Origin of the sequence: Pseudomonas berkeleyensis (assembly GCF_014109765.1) — a bacterium.
In the GTDB taxonomy this organism is placed as follows: domain Bacteria; phylum Pseudomonadota; class Gammaproteobacteria; order Pseudomonadales; family Pseudomonadaceae; genus Aquipseudomonas; species Aquipseudomonas berkeleyensis.
The window spans coordinates 557404-574900 of the sequence record NZ_CP059139.1 but is presented as its reverse complement, the minus strand read 5'-3'; the positions used below and the strand labels follow the sequence as shown (position 1 = coordinate 574900).

Here is a 17497-nt window from a genome sequence, read left to right as displayed (position 1 = left end):
AGCAGCCGAATCGAGGAGAAGGTCATGGCCTTCGAAGCAATGTTCCAGCCGATCCAGATCGGCAAGCTGACCATCCGCAACCGCGTGCTCTCCACTGCGCACGCCGAGGTCTATGCCACCGATGGCGGCATGACCACCGAGCGCTACGTGAAGTACTACGAGGAGAAGGCCAAGGGCGGCATCGGCCTGGCCATCTGCGGCGGTTCGTCGGTGGTGGCCATCGACAGCCCGCAGCAATGGTGGAGTTCGGTGAACCTGTCCACCGACCGCATCATCCCGCACTTCCAGAATCTCGCTGACGCCATGCACAAGCACGGCGCCAAGATCATGATCCAGATTACCCACATGGGCCGCCGCTCGCGTTGGGACGGCTACCACTGGCCGACCCTGATGTCGCCGTCCGGCATCCGTGAACCGGTACACCGCGCCACCTGCAAGACCATCGAGATCGAGGAAATCTGGCGCATCATCGGCAACTACGCCCAGGCCGCACGCCGCGCGAAGGAAGGCGGTCTCGACGGCGTCGAACTGTCCGCCGTGCACCAGCACCTGATCGACCAGTTCTGGTCGCCACGCGTGAACAAGCGCACCGACGAATGGGGCGGCACCTTCGAGGGCCGCATGAAGTTCGGCGTGGAAGTGCTCAAGGCCGTGCGCAAGGAAGTCGGCGACGACTTCTGCGTCGGCATGCGCATCACCGGCGACGAATTCCATCCGGACGGCCTGTCCCACGAGGACATGAAACAGATCGCCGCCTATTACGACGCCACCGGCATGCTCGACTTTATTGGTGTCGTTGGATCAGGTTGCGACACCCACAACACCCTGGCCAACGTCATCCCCAACATGAGCTTCCCGCCGGAGCCGTTCCTGCACCTGGCGGCCGGCATCAAGGAAGTGGTCAAGGTACCGGTGCTGCACGCGCAGAACATCAAGGATCCGAACCAGGCCACGCGCATTCTCGAAGGCGGCTACGTGGACATGGTCGGCATGACCCGTGCGCACATCGCCGATCCGCACCTGATCGCCAAGATCAAGATGGGCCAGATCGACCAGATCAAGCAGTGCGTCGGCGCCAACTACTGCATCGACCGCCAGTACCAGGGCCTGGACGTGCTGTGCATCCAGAACGCCGCGACCAGTCGCGAGTACATGGGTGTGCCGCACATCATCGAGAAAACCACCGGCGTGAAACGCAAGGTGGTGGTCGTCGGTGGTGGCCCGGCCGGCATGGAAGCAGCACGTGTCGCAGCCGAGCGTGGCCACGACGTGACCCTGTTCGAGAAGCAGGACAGCCTCGGCGGGCAGATCACCATCGCCGCCCGCGCTCCGCAACGCGACCAGATCGCCGGCATCACCCGCTGGTACCAGCTGGAACTGGCGCGCCTGGGCATCGACCTGCGCCTGGGTACCGCGGCCGACGAGGCGACCCTCCTCGACCTGCGCCCGGACGTCATCGTGCTGGCCAACGGCGGCCATCCGTTCCTCGAACAAAACGAGCACTGGGGCGCCGACGAAGGCCTGGTGGTGAGCAGCTGGGACGTGCTCTCAGGCAAGGTCGAACCAGGCAAGAACGTACTGGTGTACGACACCATCTGCGAGTTCACCGGCATGTCGGTCGCCGACTACCTGGCCGACAAGGGCGCACAGGTGGAGATCGTCACCGACGACATCAAGCCGGGCGTGGCCATCGGCGGCACCAGCTTCCCGACCTACTACCGCAGCCTGTATCCGAAAGAAGTGATCATGACCGGCGACCTGATGCTGGAGAAGGTCTACCGCGAAGGCGACAAGCTGGTCGCCGTGCTGGAGAACGAATACACCGGAGCCAAGGAAGAGCGCGTGGTCGACCAGGTGGTGGTGGAGAACGGCGTGCGTCCCAACGAATCGCTGTACTACGCACTCAAGGAAGGCTCGCGCAACAAGGGTCAGATCGACGTCGACGCACTGTTCGCGATCAAGCCGCAGCCGTGCCTGAGCGAGCCGGGCGATGGTTACCTGCTGTTCCGCATCGGCGACTGCGTGGCCCAGCGCAATACCCACGCGGCGATCTACGACGCCTTGCGCCTGTGCAAGGACTTCTGACGGCGTTCTGATTCACGTAGGAGCGGCCGGACGGCGATCCGCTTCAGCCGCGAAGCGATGTCACTCGGAGAGCCGACGGCATCGCGGCTGAAGCCGCTCCTACAGGACTGCGCTGCGTTTCGATGAGTTCGCCAGGAGCCATCATGCTAAACACCATTCTCCCCATCCTGCTCTTCGCCGCCCTGGCCCTCGCGGTCATCGGGGCGGCCAAGCGCTTCTTCATGTGGCGGCGCGGCCGACCAGCCAAGGTCGACTGGATCGGCGGTCTGCTGAGAATGCCGCGTCGCTATCTGGTTGATCTGCACCACGTGGTCGAGCGCGACAAATACATGTCCAAGACCCACGTCGCCACCGCCGGTGGCTTCGTACTGGCCGCCGTGCTGGCCATCGTCGTGCACGGCTTCGGCTTGCACAGCCGCATCCTCGGCTTTGCCCTGCTGGCCGCCACGGTGCTGATGTTCGTCGGCGCCCTGTTCGTCGCCAAGCGCCGTCTCGATCCGCCCTCGCGGCTGTCGAAAGGCCCGTGGATGCGCCTGCCGAAAAGCCTGCTGATGTTCGCCGTCAGCTTCTTTATCGCCACGTTGCCGGTTGCTGGGATTCTTCCCGCTGGTTTTGGTGGATGGATTCTCGCCGCCATCCTCGCAGTGGGCGTGGCCTGGGGCGTGTCCGAGTTGTTTCTGGGCATGACCTGGGGCGGGCCGATGAAGCACGCCTTCGCCGGTGCCCTGCACCTGGCCTGGCACCGCCGTGCCGAGCGCTTCGGCGGTGGCCGCTCCACCGGTTTGAAAGCCCTCGATCTGGACGACCACAAAGCCCCGCTGGGCGTGGAAAAACCCACCGACTTCACCTGGAACCAACTGCTCGGTTTTGACGCCTGCGTGCAGTGCGGCAAGTGCGAAGCCATGTGCCCGGCCTTCGCCGCCGGCCAGCCGCTGAACCCGAAGAAGCTGATCCAAGACATGGTCATCGGCCTGGCCGGCGGCAGCGACGCCAAGTTCGCTGGCTCGCCCTACCCTGGCAAGCCGCTGGGCGAACACAGTGGCGGCCCGCACCAGCCAATCGTCGCCCTCGAAGGCAAGGCGCTGGTCGATGCCGACACCCTGTGGTCGTGCACCACCTGCCGCGCCTGCGTCGAGGAATGCCCGATGATGATCGAGCACGTCGACGCCATCGTCGACATGCGCCGTCATCTCACGCTTGAGAAGGGGGCGACGCCGAACAAGGGCGCCGAGGTATTGGATAACCTGATCGCCACCGACAACCCCGGCGGCTTCAACCCCGGCGGTCGCCTGAACTGGGCCGCCGACCTGAACCTGCCGCTGCTCGCCGATAAGGGCGAAACCGATGTGTTGTTCTGGGTCGGTGACAGCGCCTTCGACATGCGCAATCAGCGCACCCTGCGCGCCTTCGTGAAGATCCTCAAGGCTGCCGACGTCGACTTCGCCGTGCTCGGCCTGGAAGAGCGCGACAGCGGCGACGTGGCCCGTCGCCTGGGCGACGAAGCGACCTTCCAGCACCTGGCCAAGCGCAACATCGCTACCCTGGCCAAGTACCGCTTCAAGCGCATCGTCAGTTGCGACCCACACAGCTTCCACGTGCTGAAGAACGAATACGGCGCGCTCGGCGGTGATTATCAGGTGCTGCACCACAGCACCTTCATCGACGAACTGGTGCGCAAGGGCTCGCTCAACCTCGGTCAAAGCAAGGCCGCCAGCGTGACCTACCACGATCCTTGCTACCTCGGTCGCTACAACGGCGAGTACGAAGCGCCACGTTCGGTGCTGAAGGCCATCGGCATCGAAGTGAAGGAAATGGAACGCTCGGGCTTCCGCTCACGCTGCTGCGGCGGCGGTGGCGGCGCACCGATCACCGACATTCCTGGCAAGCAGCGTATCCCCGATATGCGCATGGTCGACATCAAGGAAACGGGCGCCGAGTTGGTCGCCGTCGGCTGCCCACAGTGCACCGCGATGCTCGAAGGTGTGGTCGCGCCGCGTCCGGAGATCAAGGACATCGCCGAGCTGGTGGCCGAGGTACTGATCGAAGCCACCGAGGTGCCGGCCAAGCGGCCCGCCGCCAAGCGCGAAGTGGCGGAGGTGCAGTGATGAAGCGACTGCATACCACGACGGATGTAGGGCGGGTGCAACCCGCCAACACCTGTCCGGCGGGTTGCACCCGCCCTACGCTCAACCTGGAGGCAATGCAATGAGCGACATCATCCGCCGCGACCCTCGCGCCGAGTGGATCGCCCGTAACCGCCTGCACCCGTTGCATGCGTCGATGCAGAAGGCCGAAACCAGCTGGATGGGCCCCAATGGCATCATCCGCAAGAACCCGCATGCCATCGCCGCTGGATTCATCGGCCCGGCCGGGCTCAAGCGCATCGACCGCAGCGGCGCCCAGCAGGGCACCAGCAGCAAACGCAGCAGCGCCAGCGTCGCAGTGCAACTGCCGCTGCATATCCTCGATCAACCAGCCTTCCACGTCTGCGTGGTACCGGACATGGTCGGCGGACGTCTGTCCAGCCACGACAAGGACCTGCTCGGCCTGGCCCGCAAGCTGGCCGGTGACAGCGGCGCCGTCGTAGCCGTGGTATTCGGTGAGGACAAGGAAAGCGCTTTCGACACAGCCGGCGTCGACCGCCTGTTACGCATCGAGGGCAACGCCTTCGACGGCTACGCCCCGGAAGCCCGTGTACTGGCACTGAGCGCCGTGGAAAGCCAGCTGGCGCCACGTCACTGGCTGCTGCCTGACAGCCGCACCGGTGGCGGCGAGCTGGGCCGGCGCCTGGCCGCCAAACTCGGTGAGCGTCCAGCCACCCGCGTCTGGCAGGTCGCCGGTGAACAAGCCACCGGCCGCGCCGGTGCCGGCCAGCAGGACATTCAGCGCGCACTGCCACGGCTGATCCTGGCCGCCGCCGAATGCGCCGAGCCGGTCAGCGAAACTCGCCATGAAGTTCGCGCGCTGGAACTGGGCGAGAAGGTCGCCCACAGCCTGCCGCGCATCGAAGATCTAGGCCCGGTGGCTGTCAACCCAGCACAAATTCCCATGGCCGAAGCCGAGTTCATTCTCTCCGGCGGCAACGGCGTGAAAGACTGGACGCTGTTCCACCAGGCCGCCGTCGCCCTCGGTGCCACCGAAGGCGCCTCGCGCGTGGCCGTGGACGATGGCTTCATGCCGCGTAACCGTCAGGTCGGCGCTACCGGCACCTGGGTGACCGCCCGTGTCTACCTGGCAGTCGGCATTTCCGGCGCCATCCAGCACCTGCAGGGCATCGGCGCCTGCGACAAGGTGGTGGCGGTGAACATGGATCCCGGCTGCGACATGATCAAACGAGCTGACCTCTCGGTGATCGGCGACTCGGCGGCAATCCTGCAAGCGCTGATCGAGCGCGTCGCAGCCTGGCGCCAGGAGGGCAAACGTGATGCGGCGTAAGGGGCACCACCATTTTTCCCGGATTGCATCCGGGCTACGGGGACACCATGACTGATCTGAATATCGTCGCCCTGGTATCGGTGGGCGCTCACCCGACCTCCGGTCGTCCACGGCGCGCCGAGCAGGACGCCCGTGCGGTGGAGCTCGGCCTGCGCCTGGCCGGGCAGAACCTGCAATTGCTGCACGCTGGCGACCCGCAGGCCGAAGCCCTGCGCGGTTACTTGGGCATGGGCCTGGAACAGCTCGATGTGCTGGAGCAACCAGACAGCGCCGACGCCCTGCCGCTACTGGTCGACTACCTGCAAGGCAGCCGCACGCAGTTGGTGCTGACCGGCAGCCAGGCGGAAACCGGCGAGGGTTCGGGCATGCTGCCGTTCCTGCTGGCCGAGCGCCTGGGCTGGCCGATGGTCGTCGGCCTGGCCGAAGTGGAGAAAGTGGAAAACGGCGTGGCTCAGGTATTGCAAGCCTTGCCACGGGGTCAGCGGCGCCGGCTCAAGGTACGCCTGCCCTGCGTCGCCAGTGTCGACAACGCCGCGCCGGTCGCGCGGCAGAGCGCCTTCGGCCCGGCCCGCCGCGGCCTGATCGAAGCTCATGAAGTCACGGTGGTAGACGATCCGCTGCTGGCCAGCGCTACCTTGCAACCGGCCAAGCCACGACCCAAGCGCCTCAAGGTGATCAAGGCCAAGACGGGAGCGGAACGTATGAAGGCGGCCACGGCCAAAGCCAGTGGTGGCGGCGGTCAGATACTCAAGGATGTCTCGCCACAAGACGGCGCTGAAGCTATCTTCAAACTACTGATCGAGGAAGGCGTCCTGCGCTAGCAGGCAGTTGAAAAACTACCTGCGTTGCCATTACTGCGTTAAAAACAGGCTCAAAATGCTCATTTACAACTCGTAAACTCCGCTTTTTCGCCTGTTTTTGCCTTGTACTGGCTGCCTCGCCTACGTTTTTAAACGCCTGCTTTGCCACAAGGAGTCACGACCATGATGCATGCCGATCTGATCGACCAGGAAGATTTTCGCGAGCGCCTGGTATCCCTGGGCCTGAGCATTCCATCGGGCGCCTCGCCGGAACAGGCCTGCGAGCTGGCCGTCAGCGGCCTCAGCCCCGAGCGCGCCGTCGCCTTGCGTCGCCTAGTCGAGGAGTTGCTCGGCGGCAGCGCAACCCTGCTGCCCAACGTGCGTGAAGCCATCAGCCGGCATCTGCTGCCAGCCCTGGTGCCGAAACCCGCCTGATCTATCGGTGCGCATGGCGCACCCTACGGACGGACAACTGTAGGGTGCGCCGTGCGCACCTATCTCAACAGAAGAACGCTGGGCCGAAGCGACTCACGCCCAACTCAACCCCACAACGAAACGGGGCGCCATTGGCGCCCCGTTTTCATTGCGACTCGACTCAGATACGCACGCTGGCGAAGGTCGACTCACCCTGAGCACGATTGAGCGCCAGCACGGCGCTTGAGTTGACCTGATGCTCGGGGATCGGCAGCAACACCACCAGGTTGGAACCCGACTGGCCGGCGCGCTCATCACGCGGCGGAATGCCGAAGTACTCGCGGTAGCACTTGGAGAAATGCGGGGTGGACACGAAGCCACAGACCGACGCGACTTCGATGATCGACATGCTGGTCTGCTTGAGCAGTTGGCGCGCACGGATCAGGCGCAGCTTCAGGTAATAGCGCGACGGCGAGCAGTGCAGGTACTTCTGGAACAGGCGCTCAAGCTGACGGCGCGAGATGTCGACGAAACAGGCCAGCTCGTCGAGGTCGATCGGCTCCTCCAGGTTGGCTTCCATCAGCGCGACGATTTCCTGCAGCTTCGGCTGGTTGCTGCCAAGCATGTGCTTGAGCGGCACGCGCTGGTGATCTTGCTCGTTGCGGATGCGCTCGTAGATGAACATCTCGGAGATGCCGGCAGCCAGTTCACGGCCATGCAGCTGACCGATCAGGTGCAGCATCATGTCCATCGGCGCAGTGCCGCCAGAGCTGGTGTTGCGGTTACGGTCGATGGAGAACAGGCGAGTGGTGATGGCGGCACGTGGGAAGGCTTCCTGCATCGAGGCCAGACATTCCCAGTGCACGCTGCAGTCATAGCCATCGAGCAGACCGGCCTTGGCCAGCGCCCAGCTGCCGGTGCACACCGCACCCAGCTGACGGCCCTGGCGCGCCTGCAGTTGCAGCCAGCTGACATGCTCACGCTTGACGCTGTGCTGGATATCCACGCCGCCGCAGACGATCACTGCATCCAGGGCCGGGGCATTCTGCATCGCGGCGTCCGGGGTGATCTGCAAGCCATCGCTGGCACTGACCGGCAGGCCATCGTGAGTGAGGGTGTGCCAGCGATACAGCTCCTTGCCGGAAAGCTGGTTGGCCATGCGCAGGGGCTCCACCGCCGAAGCGAGGGAAATCAGGGTGAAGTTGTCCAGCAGGAGAAAGCCGATGGACTGGGCGACACGGTTCTGGGGTTGTGCCCCTTGAGTGAACTGCGACATCGATGAAACCCTCACGCTAAGCACGGTATGAGCCCATTTGAAATGGGCCTCTGTTTTGTTCTCGCCCGGGTTTCGGCAACCGGGCCGCTATCCATATCTAGGCAAAGGTCATGCCTAAATTGAATGCGTGTTCAATAAAAAATAGACCATCGGTGCGTGGCGCACCAGGCGGGGCTCTGAGGGATGAGAAAGAAGCCGGCGAACCGCTCGCGAGCCCATGTACCACGGGGGCTTGAGCATTTCGGTAGCACTGCCTGAGGGGCGTGCTACGACGCCCAACAGCGGCAGTAACGGACGGACGGTAACAACCTCGACCGACCGGTCACCACGAGCATGGACAAGACCATTTCTGGCCGCACCAAAAGCTCGCGAACCGGCCGTTACGGATCGGATGTTGCACCAGCAAAGGTCAGCACTCGATGGCGCTGACGGCCAGACCACCGCGCGAGGTTTCCTTGTACTTGTCGTGCATGTCGGCACCGGTGTCGCGCATGGTGCGAATCACCCGATCCAGCGAAATGTGATGCTCGCCATCGCCGCGCAGCGCCATCTGCGCCGCGTTGATCGCCTTCACTGCTGCAATGGCGTTGCGTTCGATACAGGGCACCTGCACCAGGCCACCGACCGGGTCGCAGGTCAGTCCGAGATTGTGTTCCAGGCCGATCTCGGCAGCGTTTTCAAGTTGTTCGGGCGTGGCGCCGAGCACCTCGGCAAGCCCTGCCGCAGCCATGGCACAGGCCGAGCCGACCTCCCCCTGACAACCCACTTCGGCGCCGGAAATCGATGCATTCTTCTTGCACAGGATGCCGATCGCCGCGGCCGCCAGCAGAAAATCGACCACATCGGCATCGTTGGCATCGGGGTTGAAGCGCATATAGTAATGCAGCACCGCCGGGATGATCCCGGCCGCGCCATTGGTAGGCGCGGTAACCATGCGCCCACCGGCGGCATTTTCCTCGTTGACCGCCAAGGCGTAGAGGTTGACCCACTCCATGGCGCTCATGGTGCTGCCAATCACGTTGGGCTTGCCCAGCTCCTGCAAGCTGCGATGCAGCTTGGCGGCACGCCGCCGTACGCTCAACCCGCCAGGCAGAATGCCCTCCTCGCGCAAACCGTTGGTCACGCAATCCTGCATGGCCTGCCACAGCTTCAGCAGCCCAGCACGAATCTCCGCCTCACTGCGCCAGGCTTTTTCGTTGGCCAACATCAGTTGCGACACGCGCAGACCATGTTGACGGCACAGGCGCAACAGCTCGGCGCCACTGGAAAAATCGTAAGGCAGCGCAGTGTGATCCTGATCGAGCAGACCGCCGGCAGCCTGCGCCGCGTCGACCACGAAACCGCCGCCAACCGAGTAATAGGTATCGCTGTGCAGTTCCCCGTCCACACCCTCTGCAATCAGGGTCATGGCGTTCGGGTGATAGGGCAGGTTCTCGTCCAGCAGGCGCATGTCACGCACCCAGTCGAAAGCGATAGGCAGGCGACCGTCGAGCAGCAGCTCACCGCACTCCAACAGCGTGGCTATGCGCGGGGCGATCTGCGCCGGATCGATGCTGTCAGGCCACTCCCCCATCAAACCCATGATCACCGCACGGTCGCTGCCGTGACCTACACCGGTGGCTGACAGCGAGCCATACAGACGCACTTCGATACGCCGCACTCGCTCCAGCAGTTCCCGCTCGCGCAGCGTCGCGACGAACAATGCAGCCGCACGCATCGGCCCCACGGTGTGAGAGCTGGACGGTCCGATGCCGATCTTGAACAGGTCGAAAACGCTGATAGCCACGCTGGAAAACCTCGCTGGATGAGTCGCCGCTCATCATCGGGATTTCACCATTGCAGCCGCGTCTGACACCGACCAGTGCGTGCCCATTCACGTCGTCGTCAACGGTTCTGACGAGCACGTCTCGTTTCGGCATGCCCGCGTCGTTTTCCCAGCCCTGGGGCGGCCCACCTCTTGCTATGAAATAGCGCGCTCGCACGTTGTGCAGGAACTCCATCCACTGGCCAATCGACACAGGTACGGTTCATGAACAGACTCACCCGCTGGCTGCTCGCAATCTCCCTTGTCTCCAGCACCGGACTGCAGGCCGCCGAAGCCGAACGCTGCGAGCAGGTACGCCTGAGCGATGTCGGCTGGACCGACATCACCATGACCACCGCCGTGGCACGCCTGGTATTGGGCGAAATCGGCTACCGCACGCAGATCAAGCGCATGTCGTTACCCGACACCTACCGCAGCCTGTCCGAAGGCCAGCTGGATGTGTTCCTCGGCAACTGGATGCCGGCGCAGAGCGAGCAGGTACAGCCCCACCTGGACAGCGGCAAGATCGAGAAACTGCATACCAACCTGCCAACGGTGCGTTACACCCTGGCAGTGCTCACCCCCGGCTATGACGCCGGACTCAAGGACTTCGCCGACATCCATCGCTTCAAGGACGAGCTGGGCGGACAGATCTTCGGTATCGAGCCGGGCAACGAAGGCAACGAAATGGTCAAGGGCATGATTCGCGACAATGTCTTCGGCTTGCGCGGTTTCACCCTGGTGGAATCCAGCGAAAGCGGCATGCTCAACCACGTCGAGCGCGCTCAGCGCCTGGGTAAGTGGGCGGTTTTCCTCGGTTGGGAACCGCACCCGATGAACGAGCGTCTGAAGATGAACTACCTGGCTGGTGGCGACGAGTATTTCGGCCCCAACTATGGAGCGGCCCAGGTCAATACAGTGGCGCGTGGCAACTTCAGCCAGCAGTGTCCCAATCTGGCTCGGCTGTTTCGCAACATGACCTTCACCATCGCCGCAGAAAACCAGCTGATGAGCGCCGTGCTGGAAGGCAATACCAACCGGCGCCGTGTGGCCAAGGACTGGATCGAGAACAACCCGCAGATGATCGCGGCCTGGCTCGATGGCGTGACCCGCTATCAGGGCGCGCCCATCACCAAGGTCTTCGACATACCGCTAGCCGCAAATGACTGATAAATTCGACGAAACAGCCAAGAAATAACGATAAAAATGGCAAAAGAAAAAGAATCCTCGACGTTCGTCGAGAGCATTCGTCCACTGAGCAGAACGCGTCGAATGCCATGCGCAACGAACGCTGCCCCGACTCGCCAGTCACAGTCTGCTGCCACCTCTTCCTGCGTCGCTCGAAGTGCGCCATCTCCACATTTCTGTAAATTTTTTTCAACATCGCCACAGCCCCCGCGGTACGCCGCCTGCGTCTCGCTTGCAGAGCTGGAAACCAAGCCCGGCGCGGCTTGCAGGCTTGGCCAAGGGGCAAAAAAGTCTGTTAAGGTTTTTAAAGCGCGTTCTCGATACCCCACCTCGGCGCTCACGCCGAGGCCTATTCGAAACGACAGCGGAGCAGTGCTTTCAGGAGCCCGGAAAACGGCGAAAACAGGTGAAAACACACGGCGTAGTGGGCCATGTCGTCGCCCAACACGTCAGGGTCGCAAACCGATAATTGCGCAGACCCCAAGACTATATCGTTGAGTCAGCCGATAACGTCGCTGCCGAGCCCCGAGGGGAACGGCAGACCAGGGCCCACCGCCCCGGACCGAAGAACAGACAAGCGCTGGCCCACCATCGATAGGGCGCCAGTCCAACAAGAAATTTCGGATGTACGCATGCGCCAGGACGGCGTATGAAACCCCAAGGGAATGGGCTTCGAAACACTGCCAGAGGGTTTGGAAAGCGGTTTGCAACACGGCAAGGCAATGGACACTCATGAACACGACGCAACGACGCAGCGGGCAAGCATCGCCATCAGCTGCGTGCGCTGCGGTGTGCCCGAGCGCCACGGCCGACCCCTGCAGCGAAGCGCTCGCCAGCCCCGAAACTCAGCAAACACCCACACAGGTATCAGAGGCCTGACACAGCTGATCTACGCTTCGACGATGCGTGCCCGGCCGTGCCAGCGCGAACTGGATACCGATTGAAGGGGAAACGTCCCATGCAGTCTGGAAAGATCGTGGTCGAACACCTGTACAAGGTTTTCGGCTCAAACCCACAAGAAGCCATCGACCTGCTCAAGGAAGGCTGGAGCAAGGAGAGGATTCTGGCCGAGAAAGGCGCCGTGATTGGCGTCAGCGATGTGTCGTTCAGTGTCGAGGAGGGCGAGATCTTCGTTCTCATGGGCCTGTCCGGCTCCGGCAAATCGACCCTGATCCGCCTGATCAACCGCCTGGTCGAACCCAGCGGCGGTGATGTCTACATCGACGGGCAGAACGTGGCCAAGCTGCCGCAGTCGCAACTGATCGACCTGCGTCGCCGTGACATGAGCATGGTCTTCCAGTCCTTCGCCCTGATGCCTTCGCGCAGCGTGCTGGACAACGCCGCCTTCGGCCTGGAAGTGGCCGGCACCGGGCGCAAGGAGCGTGAGAAGCGCGCCATGGAAGTGCTCAAGCAGGTTGGCCTGGACACCTTCGCCCACAAGTACCCGCATGAGCTTTCCGGTGGCATGCAGCAGCGCGTCGGTCTGGCCCGTGCGCTGACGGTCAACCCCTCGATGATCATCATGGACGAGGCCTTCTCGGCCCTCGACCCGCTCAAGCGCCGTGAAATGCAGGACGTGCTGCTGGAGCTGCAGAAGACCCATCGCCGCACCATCATCTTCGTCTCCCACGACATCGAAGAAGCCATGCGCATCGGTACCCGCATCGGCATCATGGAAGGCGGCAAGCTGATCCAGGTCGGCACCCCGCAGGAGCTGATCGAGAAGCCGGCCAACGAATACGTGCGCAACTTCTTCGATACCGTCGACACCAGCCGTTACCTCACCGCCGGCCAGCTCAAGGCCGACAGCGTGCCGACCTACGTACACAACGGCAAGGCGCCGGACGCGGCGAAAATCTGCAAGGAGCTGCAGGCGCTGGACAAGCACTACGCCTTCATCGTCGACGAGCAGAACAACTTCCAGGGCTCCATCAGCCTGGAGAAGATCGCGCTGATGGTCGATGGCGACGAACCCAAGCCACTGGAAACCAACGCCCTCAAGCAGGTCGTGCCGGTGCCCGAGGACATGCCGCTGGAAGACGTCATCAGCCGCCTGGTGGACAACGAGGGGCCGATCCCGGTGGTGGACGCCGACGGCCATTACTGCGGCGCCATCAGCAAGGGCCGCCTGCTGACCCGACTGCAGGGGGAATCCCATGAGTGACAAGAAACTCGACCTCGGTAGCTGGGTCAACGACGTCGTCCAGCATCTGCTGGACAACTACAGCGGCGCCTTCGACAGCATCGGTAAACTGGTCAGCGGCTTTTCCGAAGGCATCGAAGCCCTGCTCATGCTGCCGCCGGCCTGGCTGCTGATCGCCATATTCGTCGCCCTCGGCCTGTGGCGCATCGGCGCACGTTTCGCCCTGTTCACCGCGGTGGCCTTCATCCTCATCGTCATGACCGGTTTCTGGGAACAGACGGTGGTGACGCTCGGCCTGACCTTCTCCTCGACGCTGATCAGCCTGCTGCTGGGCATCCCGCTGGGTATCTGGGCAGCCAAGAGCGAGCGCGTGGCCACCATCATCCGGCCGATTCTCGACTTCATGCAGACCATGCCGGCATTCGTCTACCTGATCCCGGCGGCCATGCTCTTCGGCCTCGGTCGCGTCCCCGGCATCATCGCCACGGTGATCTTCGCCATGCCACCGGCAGTGCGCCTGACCAGCCTGGGCATCCGCCAGGTGAACAAGGAAATCGTCGAGGCCGGCCAGTCCTTCGGCTGCACAGGGCGCCAGTTGCTGTTCAAGGTGCAACTGCCCAACGCCATGCCGTCGATCATGGCCGGGGTCAACCAAACCATCATGATGGCCCTGTCGATGGTGATCATCGCCTCGATGGTCGGCGCCGGCGGCCTGGGTAACGACGTACTGGCGAGCATCCAACGTCTCGATATCGGTCTAGGCTTCGAGAGCGGCATGGCCGTGGTGCTGCTGGCAATCATCCTCGACCGCATCACCGAAAGTTTCGGCACCAAGCAGACGGCCAAACGCGGCCTGTTCGCCTGGTTCAGTGGCAAGCTGCAGCGCCAGTCCAGCTAATCCGTTTTTTCACTTCACAGGGAACCGCAGATGAAAACGATCAAGACCACCGCCGCCATCGGCCTGTTGTCCTGCGCGCTGATGCAGGGTGCCATGGCTGCCGAGCCGGCGAGCTGCAAACAGGTGCGTTTCGCCGAGATCGGCTGGGCTGACATCGCCGCCACCACCGGCGTGGCCATGACCCTGGCCGAAGGGCTGGGCTACCAGCCACGCAAGATCATGGCCTCGGTACCGATCGCCTTCACCGGCGTAAAAAGCGGCCAGATCGATGTTTTCCTCGGTTACTGGGCACCGTCGATGGACTCGGTGATCGAGCCCTTCCTCAAGGACAACGGCGTCAAGGTGCTGGAAAAAGCCAACCTCGAAGGCGCCAAGTACACCTTGGCGGTGCCGAGCTACGCGGCCGAGGCTGGCCTGAAGAGCTTCCAGGACATCGCCAAGTTCAAGGATCAGCTGGGCGGCAAGATCTACGGCATCGAACCGGGTAACGACGGCAATCTGCTGATCGACGGCATGATCAAGAACAACCAGTTCGACCTCGGCGACTTCCGCATGGTCGAGTCCAGCGAAGCGGGCATGCTGGTGCAGGTGTCGCGCGCGATCCGGAAGAAAGAGCCCGTGGTCTTCCTTGGTTGGGCACCGCACCCGATGAACACCCAATACGACATCACCTATCTCTCCGGTGGTGACGATGTGTTCGGCCCCGACTACGGCGCCGCCAAGGTCTACACCGTGGTACCGCCAGACTACGAAGCGCGCTGCGCCAACGTCGGCAAACTGCTGAGCAACCTGCAGTTCACCGTCGAAATCGAAAGCCAGCTGATGGAAAAGGTACTGGAGAAGGAAAACCCGCAGGACGTCGCCAAGGCGTGGATCAAGGCCAACCCGGCGATCCTCGACCAGTGGCTGAGCGGCGTGACCACCTTCGACGGTCAGGATGGCGTAGCCGCCGTCAAGAAACACGTCGGGCTGTAACAGGCCGCGACCCGATTCAGGCCCGCAACCGAAGGTTCGGGCTTGAAACCTCCTCGTCAACCACCCGCGGCCGCTTTGCGGCCGTGACGGGGAGACTTTGCCCGCGAACCGGCAATCTGCTGCGCAACACGGTTTCGCAAGGCCCGCAATGAGAACGAGCCAGTCAACGATTTTGCAACTGCCACTCCAGGAGGATCAGCGACGTAGCAAGCGATGGTCAGGCACGGCGAAACCGACCCAGAGCACGGAGTGTACAAGCCGTACACAAGCGTCTTGAGGCCTGCTTCAACACCGAATGACCACATGCAGCGGTTTGTAGTCCTTCTCTCAACTGACGGAGCACCACGATATGCGCGTATTGAAAAATCTCTGCCTCGGCGCCGCCGCCCTGGCCATCGGTATGGGCAGTGCCCTGGCTGCCGAGAAACCCACCCTGAAGATCGGCTACGTCAACGGGTGGGACGACAGCGTCGCCGTCACCCACGTCGCCGGTGAAATCCTGCAAAGCAAGCTCGGCTACACAGTCGAACTGAAGCCCGTGGAGCCGGCCATCATGTGGCAAGGCATCTCCCGCGGCGACCTCGACGCCACCCTCTCCGCCTGGCTGCCGGCCACCCACGGCGAGTACTACGAGAAGCTCAAGGACAAGGTCGAAATCCTCGGCACCAACTATGCCGGTGCCAAGATCGGCCTGATCGTGCCTGACTATGTCGAGGCCAAGAGCATCGAGGATCTGGAGAAATACGCCAAGGACTTCGACGGCAAGATCACCGGTATCGACGCCGGTGCCGGCGTGATGCGTCGCACCGAAGAGGCCATCAAGGAATACAACCTGGCCAGCATCAAGCTGATGCCGAGTTCTGGCCCGGCCATGGCCACCGCCCTGACCCGCGCCGAGAAAGCGCAGAAACCGATCGTGGTCACCGGCTGGATTCCGCACTGGATGTTCGCCAAGTGGAAACTGCGTTTCCTCGAAGATCCGAAGAAAGTCTTCGGCGATGACGAGCGCGTCGACACCGTGGCCAACCCGGCACTGAAAGAAAAAGCCGCCGACGCAGCTGCCTTCCTCAGCAAGATTTCCTGGAGCGGCGAAGAAGTCGGTTCGGTGATGCTGGCCATTCGTGAAGGCGCCAAACCGGATCAGGCCGCCAAGGACTGGATCGCCAAGAACCCGGATCGCGTTGCACAGTGGCTGAAGTAAGCCTCCTCCAGTCACATAACAGAGCGGGCTTCGGCCCGCTTTGTCGTTCAGCTACAGAGCCGACTTTGTCCTTCTTAAATCCTGAGTGCTTTCTGCAGATCACCTCGATAAGCTGGAGCCCAACTCAAGTTCAAGGACGACATGAATGCGCCTGCTGCCCCTAATCATCATTCCCCTGCTTGCCGGATGCGCAACACAACCAGTTCCAGCAAATCGCGCAATACCGGTATCCCCCGAGCGACTGTTGAGCTATCAGGAGATACCATCCGAACCCTTTCAATACCTGGTGATCAACCGGGATAAAGGGTTAACGGGAATTAGCTGTGATGCCGCAATCTACATTGACGACCAGCTAAGCGTGCGGCTCAACCCTGAAGAGTCAGCCATTTTTAAACTGCCCCTGGGCAATTACACCCTGTCCGTAGATGCTGGTGAGTGCGGAAAGGATCGGTTGCAGGCATCAATCTTGAGTAGCTCAGCGGCAAGATTTCGCATCGCCTTCGACTCGAAGGCTCAGGCAAGTATTCTGCCGACAGAAGCCGGCCTCAATCGGCTCTGCTCCATCGGGATGTGCGGCCAGCCTCCCGGTACACCAGTTCCATGGTGGCTTTACTGATGGGCACGAAGATCAAGGCATGGCCTGAACACTCGAAGCCCACTATGCAGATAGCAGGGTCATCAGGGTTCTAGGGAAATACGCCTTGGGCTTTGACAGCAAAACAGGCTCCAGCTAGATGCACCAAACCGAATCAAGCGACTACCAAGAACTCTGAGTAGGGCACTGGCCCGCTTTGTCGTTTCTGACGACCTCGTGATGCAGCCTCTATCAATTTTTGGGACATTTCTGCTGGGGCTTGCCGGGCATGGCCCTTAGACTCTCGTCTCCGGCCATGAACCAACCCGCACACGAGATGAAAAATACCTCCATCGTCTTCGCCTTCAGCGGCTGCCTCGCACTGCTGACCTTCCTGTTCGTTTACACCAAGTCCATCAATGTCCTCGCTATCTGGGACGCGAAAGCTTACGGCTACCTGGCCACCTGCGCCGGCTTGCTGATCGCCGCCGCCATCGGAACGGCCCTGCTCGCGCCCGGCAAACCGGCAACGTCTGGCGTGGCCATCGCCGTCCTGCTGTTGACGGCAGTACTCACCCAGTGCCTGTTCGGCTTCGATCTCTACACCTCAATGGCCGTCGGGTTGCTCTATGTCGCAGCGCTCATCGAATTGACCTCACTGCCCTCGGATACAGCCGAATCCCCTCAACCCTGATCGACGGCGC

General features: G+C 62.5%; 15 protein-coding genes. 12 read left to right on the top strand and 3 right to left on the bottom strand.

Features of this window, described 5'->3' with window-relative positions; genetic code table 11:
• The first annotated feature begins 24 nt into the window (after positions 1–24).
• The 5 genes from dgcA to HS968_RS02655 all read left to right on the top strand — a co-directional run bounded on the left by dgcA (position 25) and on the right by HS968_RS02655 (position 6755).
• Entirely contained in the window at positions 25–2085 is a 2061-nt protein-coding gene (gene dgcA, locus HS968_RS02675) for a dimethylglycine demethylation protein DgcA (RefSeq protein ID WP_182370032.1), read from the top strand.
• Between the two features lie 143 nt (positions 2086–2228).
• On the top strand, positions 2229–4190 hold the full coding sequence (gene dgcB, locus HS968_RS02670; RefSeq protein WP_182370031.1) for a dimethylglycine demethylation protein DgcB: 1962 nt from the start codon (positions 2229–2231) through the stop codon (positions 4188–4190).
• 100 nt (positions 4191–4290) lie between these two features.
• A complete protein-coding gene (etfA, locus tag HS968_RS02665; protein ID WP_182370030.1) occupies positions 4291–5520 on the top strand; it encodes an electron transfer flavoprotein subunit alpha in 1230 nt (409 codons plus the stop codon).
• Between the two features lie 47 nt (positions 5521–5567).
• Positions 5568–6341 carry an electron transfer flavoprotein subunit beta gene (gene etfB / locus HS968_RS02660; protein ID WP_182370029.1) on the top strand — a complete coding sequence of 258 codons (774 nt, stop codon included), beginning with the start codon at positions 5568–5570 and terminating at the stop codon, positions 6339–6341.
• 162 nt (positions 6342–6503) lie between these two features.
• Positions 6504–6755 carry a hypothetical protein gene (locus HS968_RS02655; protein WP_119692168.1) on the top strand — a complete coding sequence of 84 codons (252 nt, stop codon included), beginning with the start codon at positions 6504–6506 and terminating at the stop codon, positions 6753–6755.
• 160 nt (positions 6756–6915) lie between these two features.
• Here HS968_RS02655 and gbdR read toward each other — a convergent pair whose 3' ends face one another.
• Together gbdR and HS968_RS02645 are read right to left on the bottom strand one after the other, a co-directional pair.
• Complete coding sequence (gene gbdR / locus HS968_RS02650) at positions 6916–8010, bottom strand: choline metabolism transcriptional regulator GbdR (protein ID WP_119692169.1); 1095 nt, start codon at positions 8008–8010, stop codon at positions 6916–6918.
• A 409-nt stretch (positions 8011–8419) separates the two neighbouring features.
• Complete coding sequence (locus HS968_RS02645; RefSeq protein WP_182370027.1) at positions 8420–9796, bottom strand: L-serine ammonia-lyase; 1377 nt, start codon at positions 9794–9796, stop codon at positions 8420–8422.
• 243 nt (positions 9797–10039) lie between these two features.
• Between HS968_RS02645 and HS968_RS02640 the strand changes: the two genes are divergently transcribed.
• Positions 10040–10984 (top strand): ABC transporter substrate-binding protein, encoded by a 945-nt coding sequence (locus HS968_RS02640; protein ID WP_182370025.1) that lies wholly within the window; start codon positions 10040–10042, stop codon positions 10982–10984.
• On the opposite strand, the gene HS968_RS02635 is transcribed toward HS968_RS02640, so the two are convergent.
• The gene (locus HS968_RS02635) at positions 10930–11343 is read right to left on the bottom strand and encodes a hypothetical protein (protein ID WP_182370024.1); all 414 of its coding nucleotides are present in this window, start codon (positions 11341–11343) and stop codon (positions 10930–10932) included. The genes HS968_RS02640 and HS968_RS02635 overlap by 55 nt on opposite strands.
• 617 nt (positions 11344–11960) lie before the next feature.
• On the opposite strand from HS968_RS02635, the gene HS968_RS02630 reads away from it, so the two are divergent.
• The 6 genes from HS968_RS02630 (at position 11961) to HS968_RS02605 (ending at position 17487) form a co-directional block, all read left to right on the top strand.
• Positions 11961–13166, top strand: coding sequence for a quaternary amine ABC transporter ATP-binding protein (locus HS968_RS02630; RefSeq protein ID WP_106737475.1), 1206 nt, complete (start codon positions 11961–11963; stop codon positions 13164–13166).
• Positions 13159–14043, top strand: a complete 885-nt coding sequence (locus tag HS968_RS02625) for an ABC transporter permease (RefSeq protein ID WP_119692173.1) — start codon at positions 13159–13161, stop codon at positions 14041–14043. Before HS968_RS02630 ends, HS968_RS02625 begins: the two co-directional genes overlap by 8 nt.
• 30 nt (positions 14044–14073) lie before the next feature.
• Positions 14074–15018, top strand: a complete 945-nt coding sequence (locus HS968_RS02620; RefSeq protein ID WP_179623611.1) for a choline ABC transporter substrate-binding protein — start codon at positions 14074–14076, stop codon at positions 15016–15018.
• Between the two features lie 349 nt (positions 15019–15367).
• Positions 15368–16219 carry a glycine betaine ABC transporter substrate-binding protein gene (locus tag HS968_RS02615; RefSeq protein ID WP_119692174.1) on the top strand — a complete coding sequence of 284 codons (852 nt, stop codon included), beginning with the start codon at positions 15368–15370 and terminating at the stop codon, positions 16217–16219.
• Between the two features lie 145 nt (positions 16220–16364).
• On the top strand, positions 16365–16835 hold the full coding sequence (locus HS968_RS02610; protein ID WP_137010763.1) for a hypothetical protein: 471 nt from the start codon (positions 16365–16367) through the stop codon (positions 16833–16835).
• A 274-nt stretch (positions 16836–17109) separates the two neighbouring features.
• The gene (locus HS968_RS02605; RefSeq protein ID WP_182370023.1) at positions 17110–17487 is read left to right on the top strand and encodes a hypothetical protein; all 378 of its coding nucleotides are present in this window, start codon (positions 17110–17112) and stop codon (positions 17485–17487) included.
• Positions 17488–17497 lie beyond the last annotated feature (10 nt).

What these genes read in the sequence shown, in the direction of transcription:
- dgcA (WP_182370032.1), top strand. Translation starts at nt 25, where the DNA reads ATGGCCTTCGAAGCAATGTTCCAGCCGATCCAGATCGGCAAGCTGACC.
- dgcB (WP_182370031.1), top strand. Translation starts at nt 2,229, where the DNA reads ATGCTAAACACCATTCTCCCCATCCTGCTCTTCGCCGCCCTGGCCCTC.
- etfA (WP_182370030.1), top strand. Translation starts at nt 4,291, where the DNA reads ATGAGCGACATCATCCGCCGCGACCCTCGCGCCGAGTGGATCGCCCGT.
- etfB (WP_182370029.1), top strand. Translation starts at nt 5,568, where the DNA reads ATGACTGATCTGAATATCGTCGCCCTGGTATCGGTGGGCGCTCACCCG.
- HS968_RS02655 (WP_119692168.1), top strand. Translation starts at nt 6,504, where the DNA reads ATGATGCATGCCGATCTGATCGACCAGGAAGATTTTCGCGAGCGCCTG.
- gbdR (WP_119692169.1), bottom strand. Translation starts at nt 8,010, where the DNA reads ATGTCGCAGTTCACTCAAGGGGCACAACCCCAGAACCGTGTCGCCCAG.
- HS968_RS02640 (WP_182370025.1), top strand. Translation starts at nt 10,040, where the DNA reads ATGAACAGACTCACCCGCTGGCTGCTCGCAATCTCCCTTGTCTCCAGC.
- HS968_RS02630 (WP_106737475.1), top strand. Translation starts at nt 11,961, where the DNA reads ATGCAGTCTGGAAAGATCGTGGTCGAACACCTGTACAAGGTTTTCGGC.
- HS968_RS02625 (WP_119692173.1), top strand. Translation starts at nt 13,159, where the DNA reads ATGAGTGACAAGAAACTCGACCTCGGTAGCTGGGTCAACGACGTCGTC.
- HS968_RS02620 (WP_179623611.1), top strand. Translation starts at nt 14,074, where the DNA reads ATGAAAACGATCAAGACCACCGCCGCCATCGGCCTGTTGTCCTGCGCG.
- HS968_RS02615 (WP_119692174.1), top strand. Translation starts at nt 15,368, where the DNA reads ATGCGCGTATTGAAAAATCTCTGCCTCGGCGCCGCCGCCCTGGCCATC.
- HS968_RS02610 (WP_137010763.1), top strand. Translation starts at nt 16,365, where the DNA reads ATGCGCCTGCTGCCCCTAATCATCATTCCCCTGCTTGCCGGATGCGCA.
- HS968_RS02605 (WP_182370023.1), top strand. Translation starts at nt 17,110, where the DNA reads ATGAACCAACCCGCACACGAGATGAAAAATACCTCCATCGTCTTCGCC.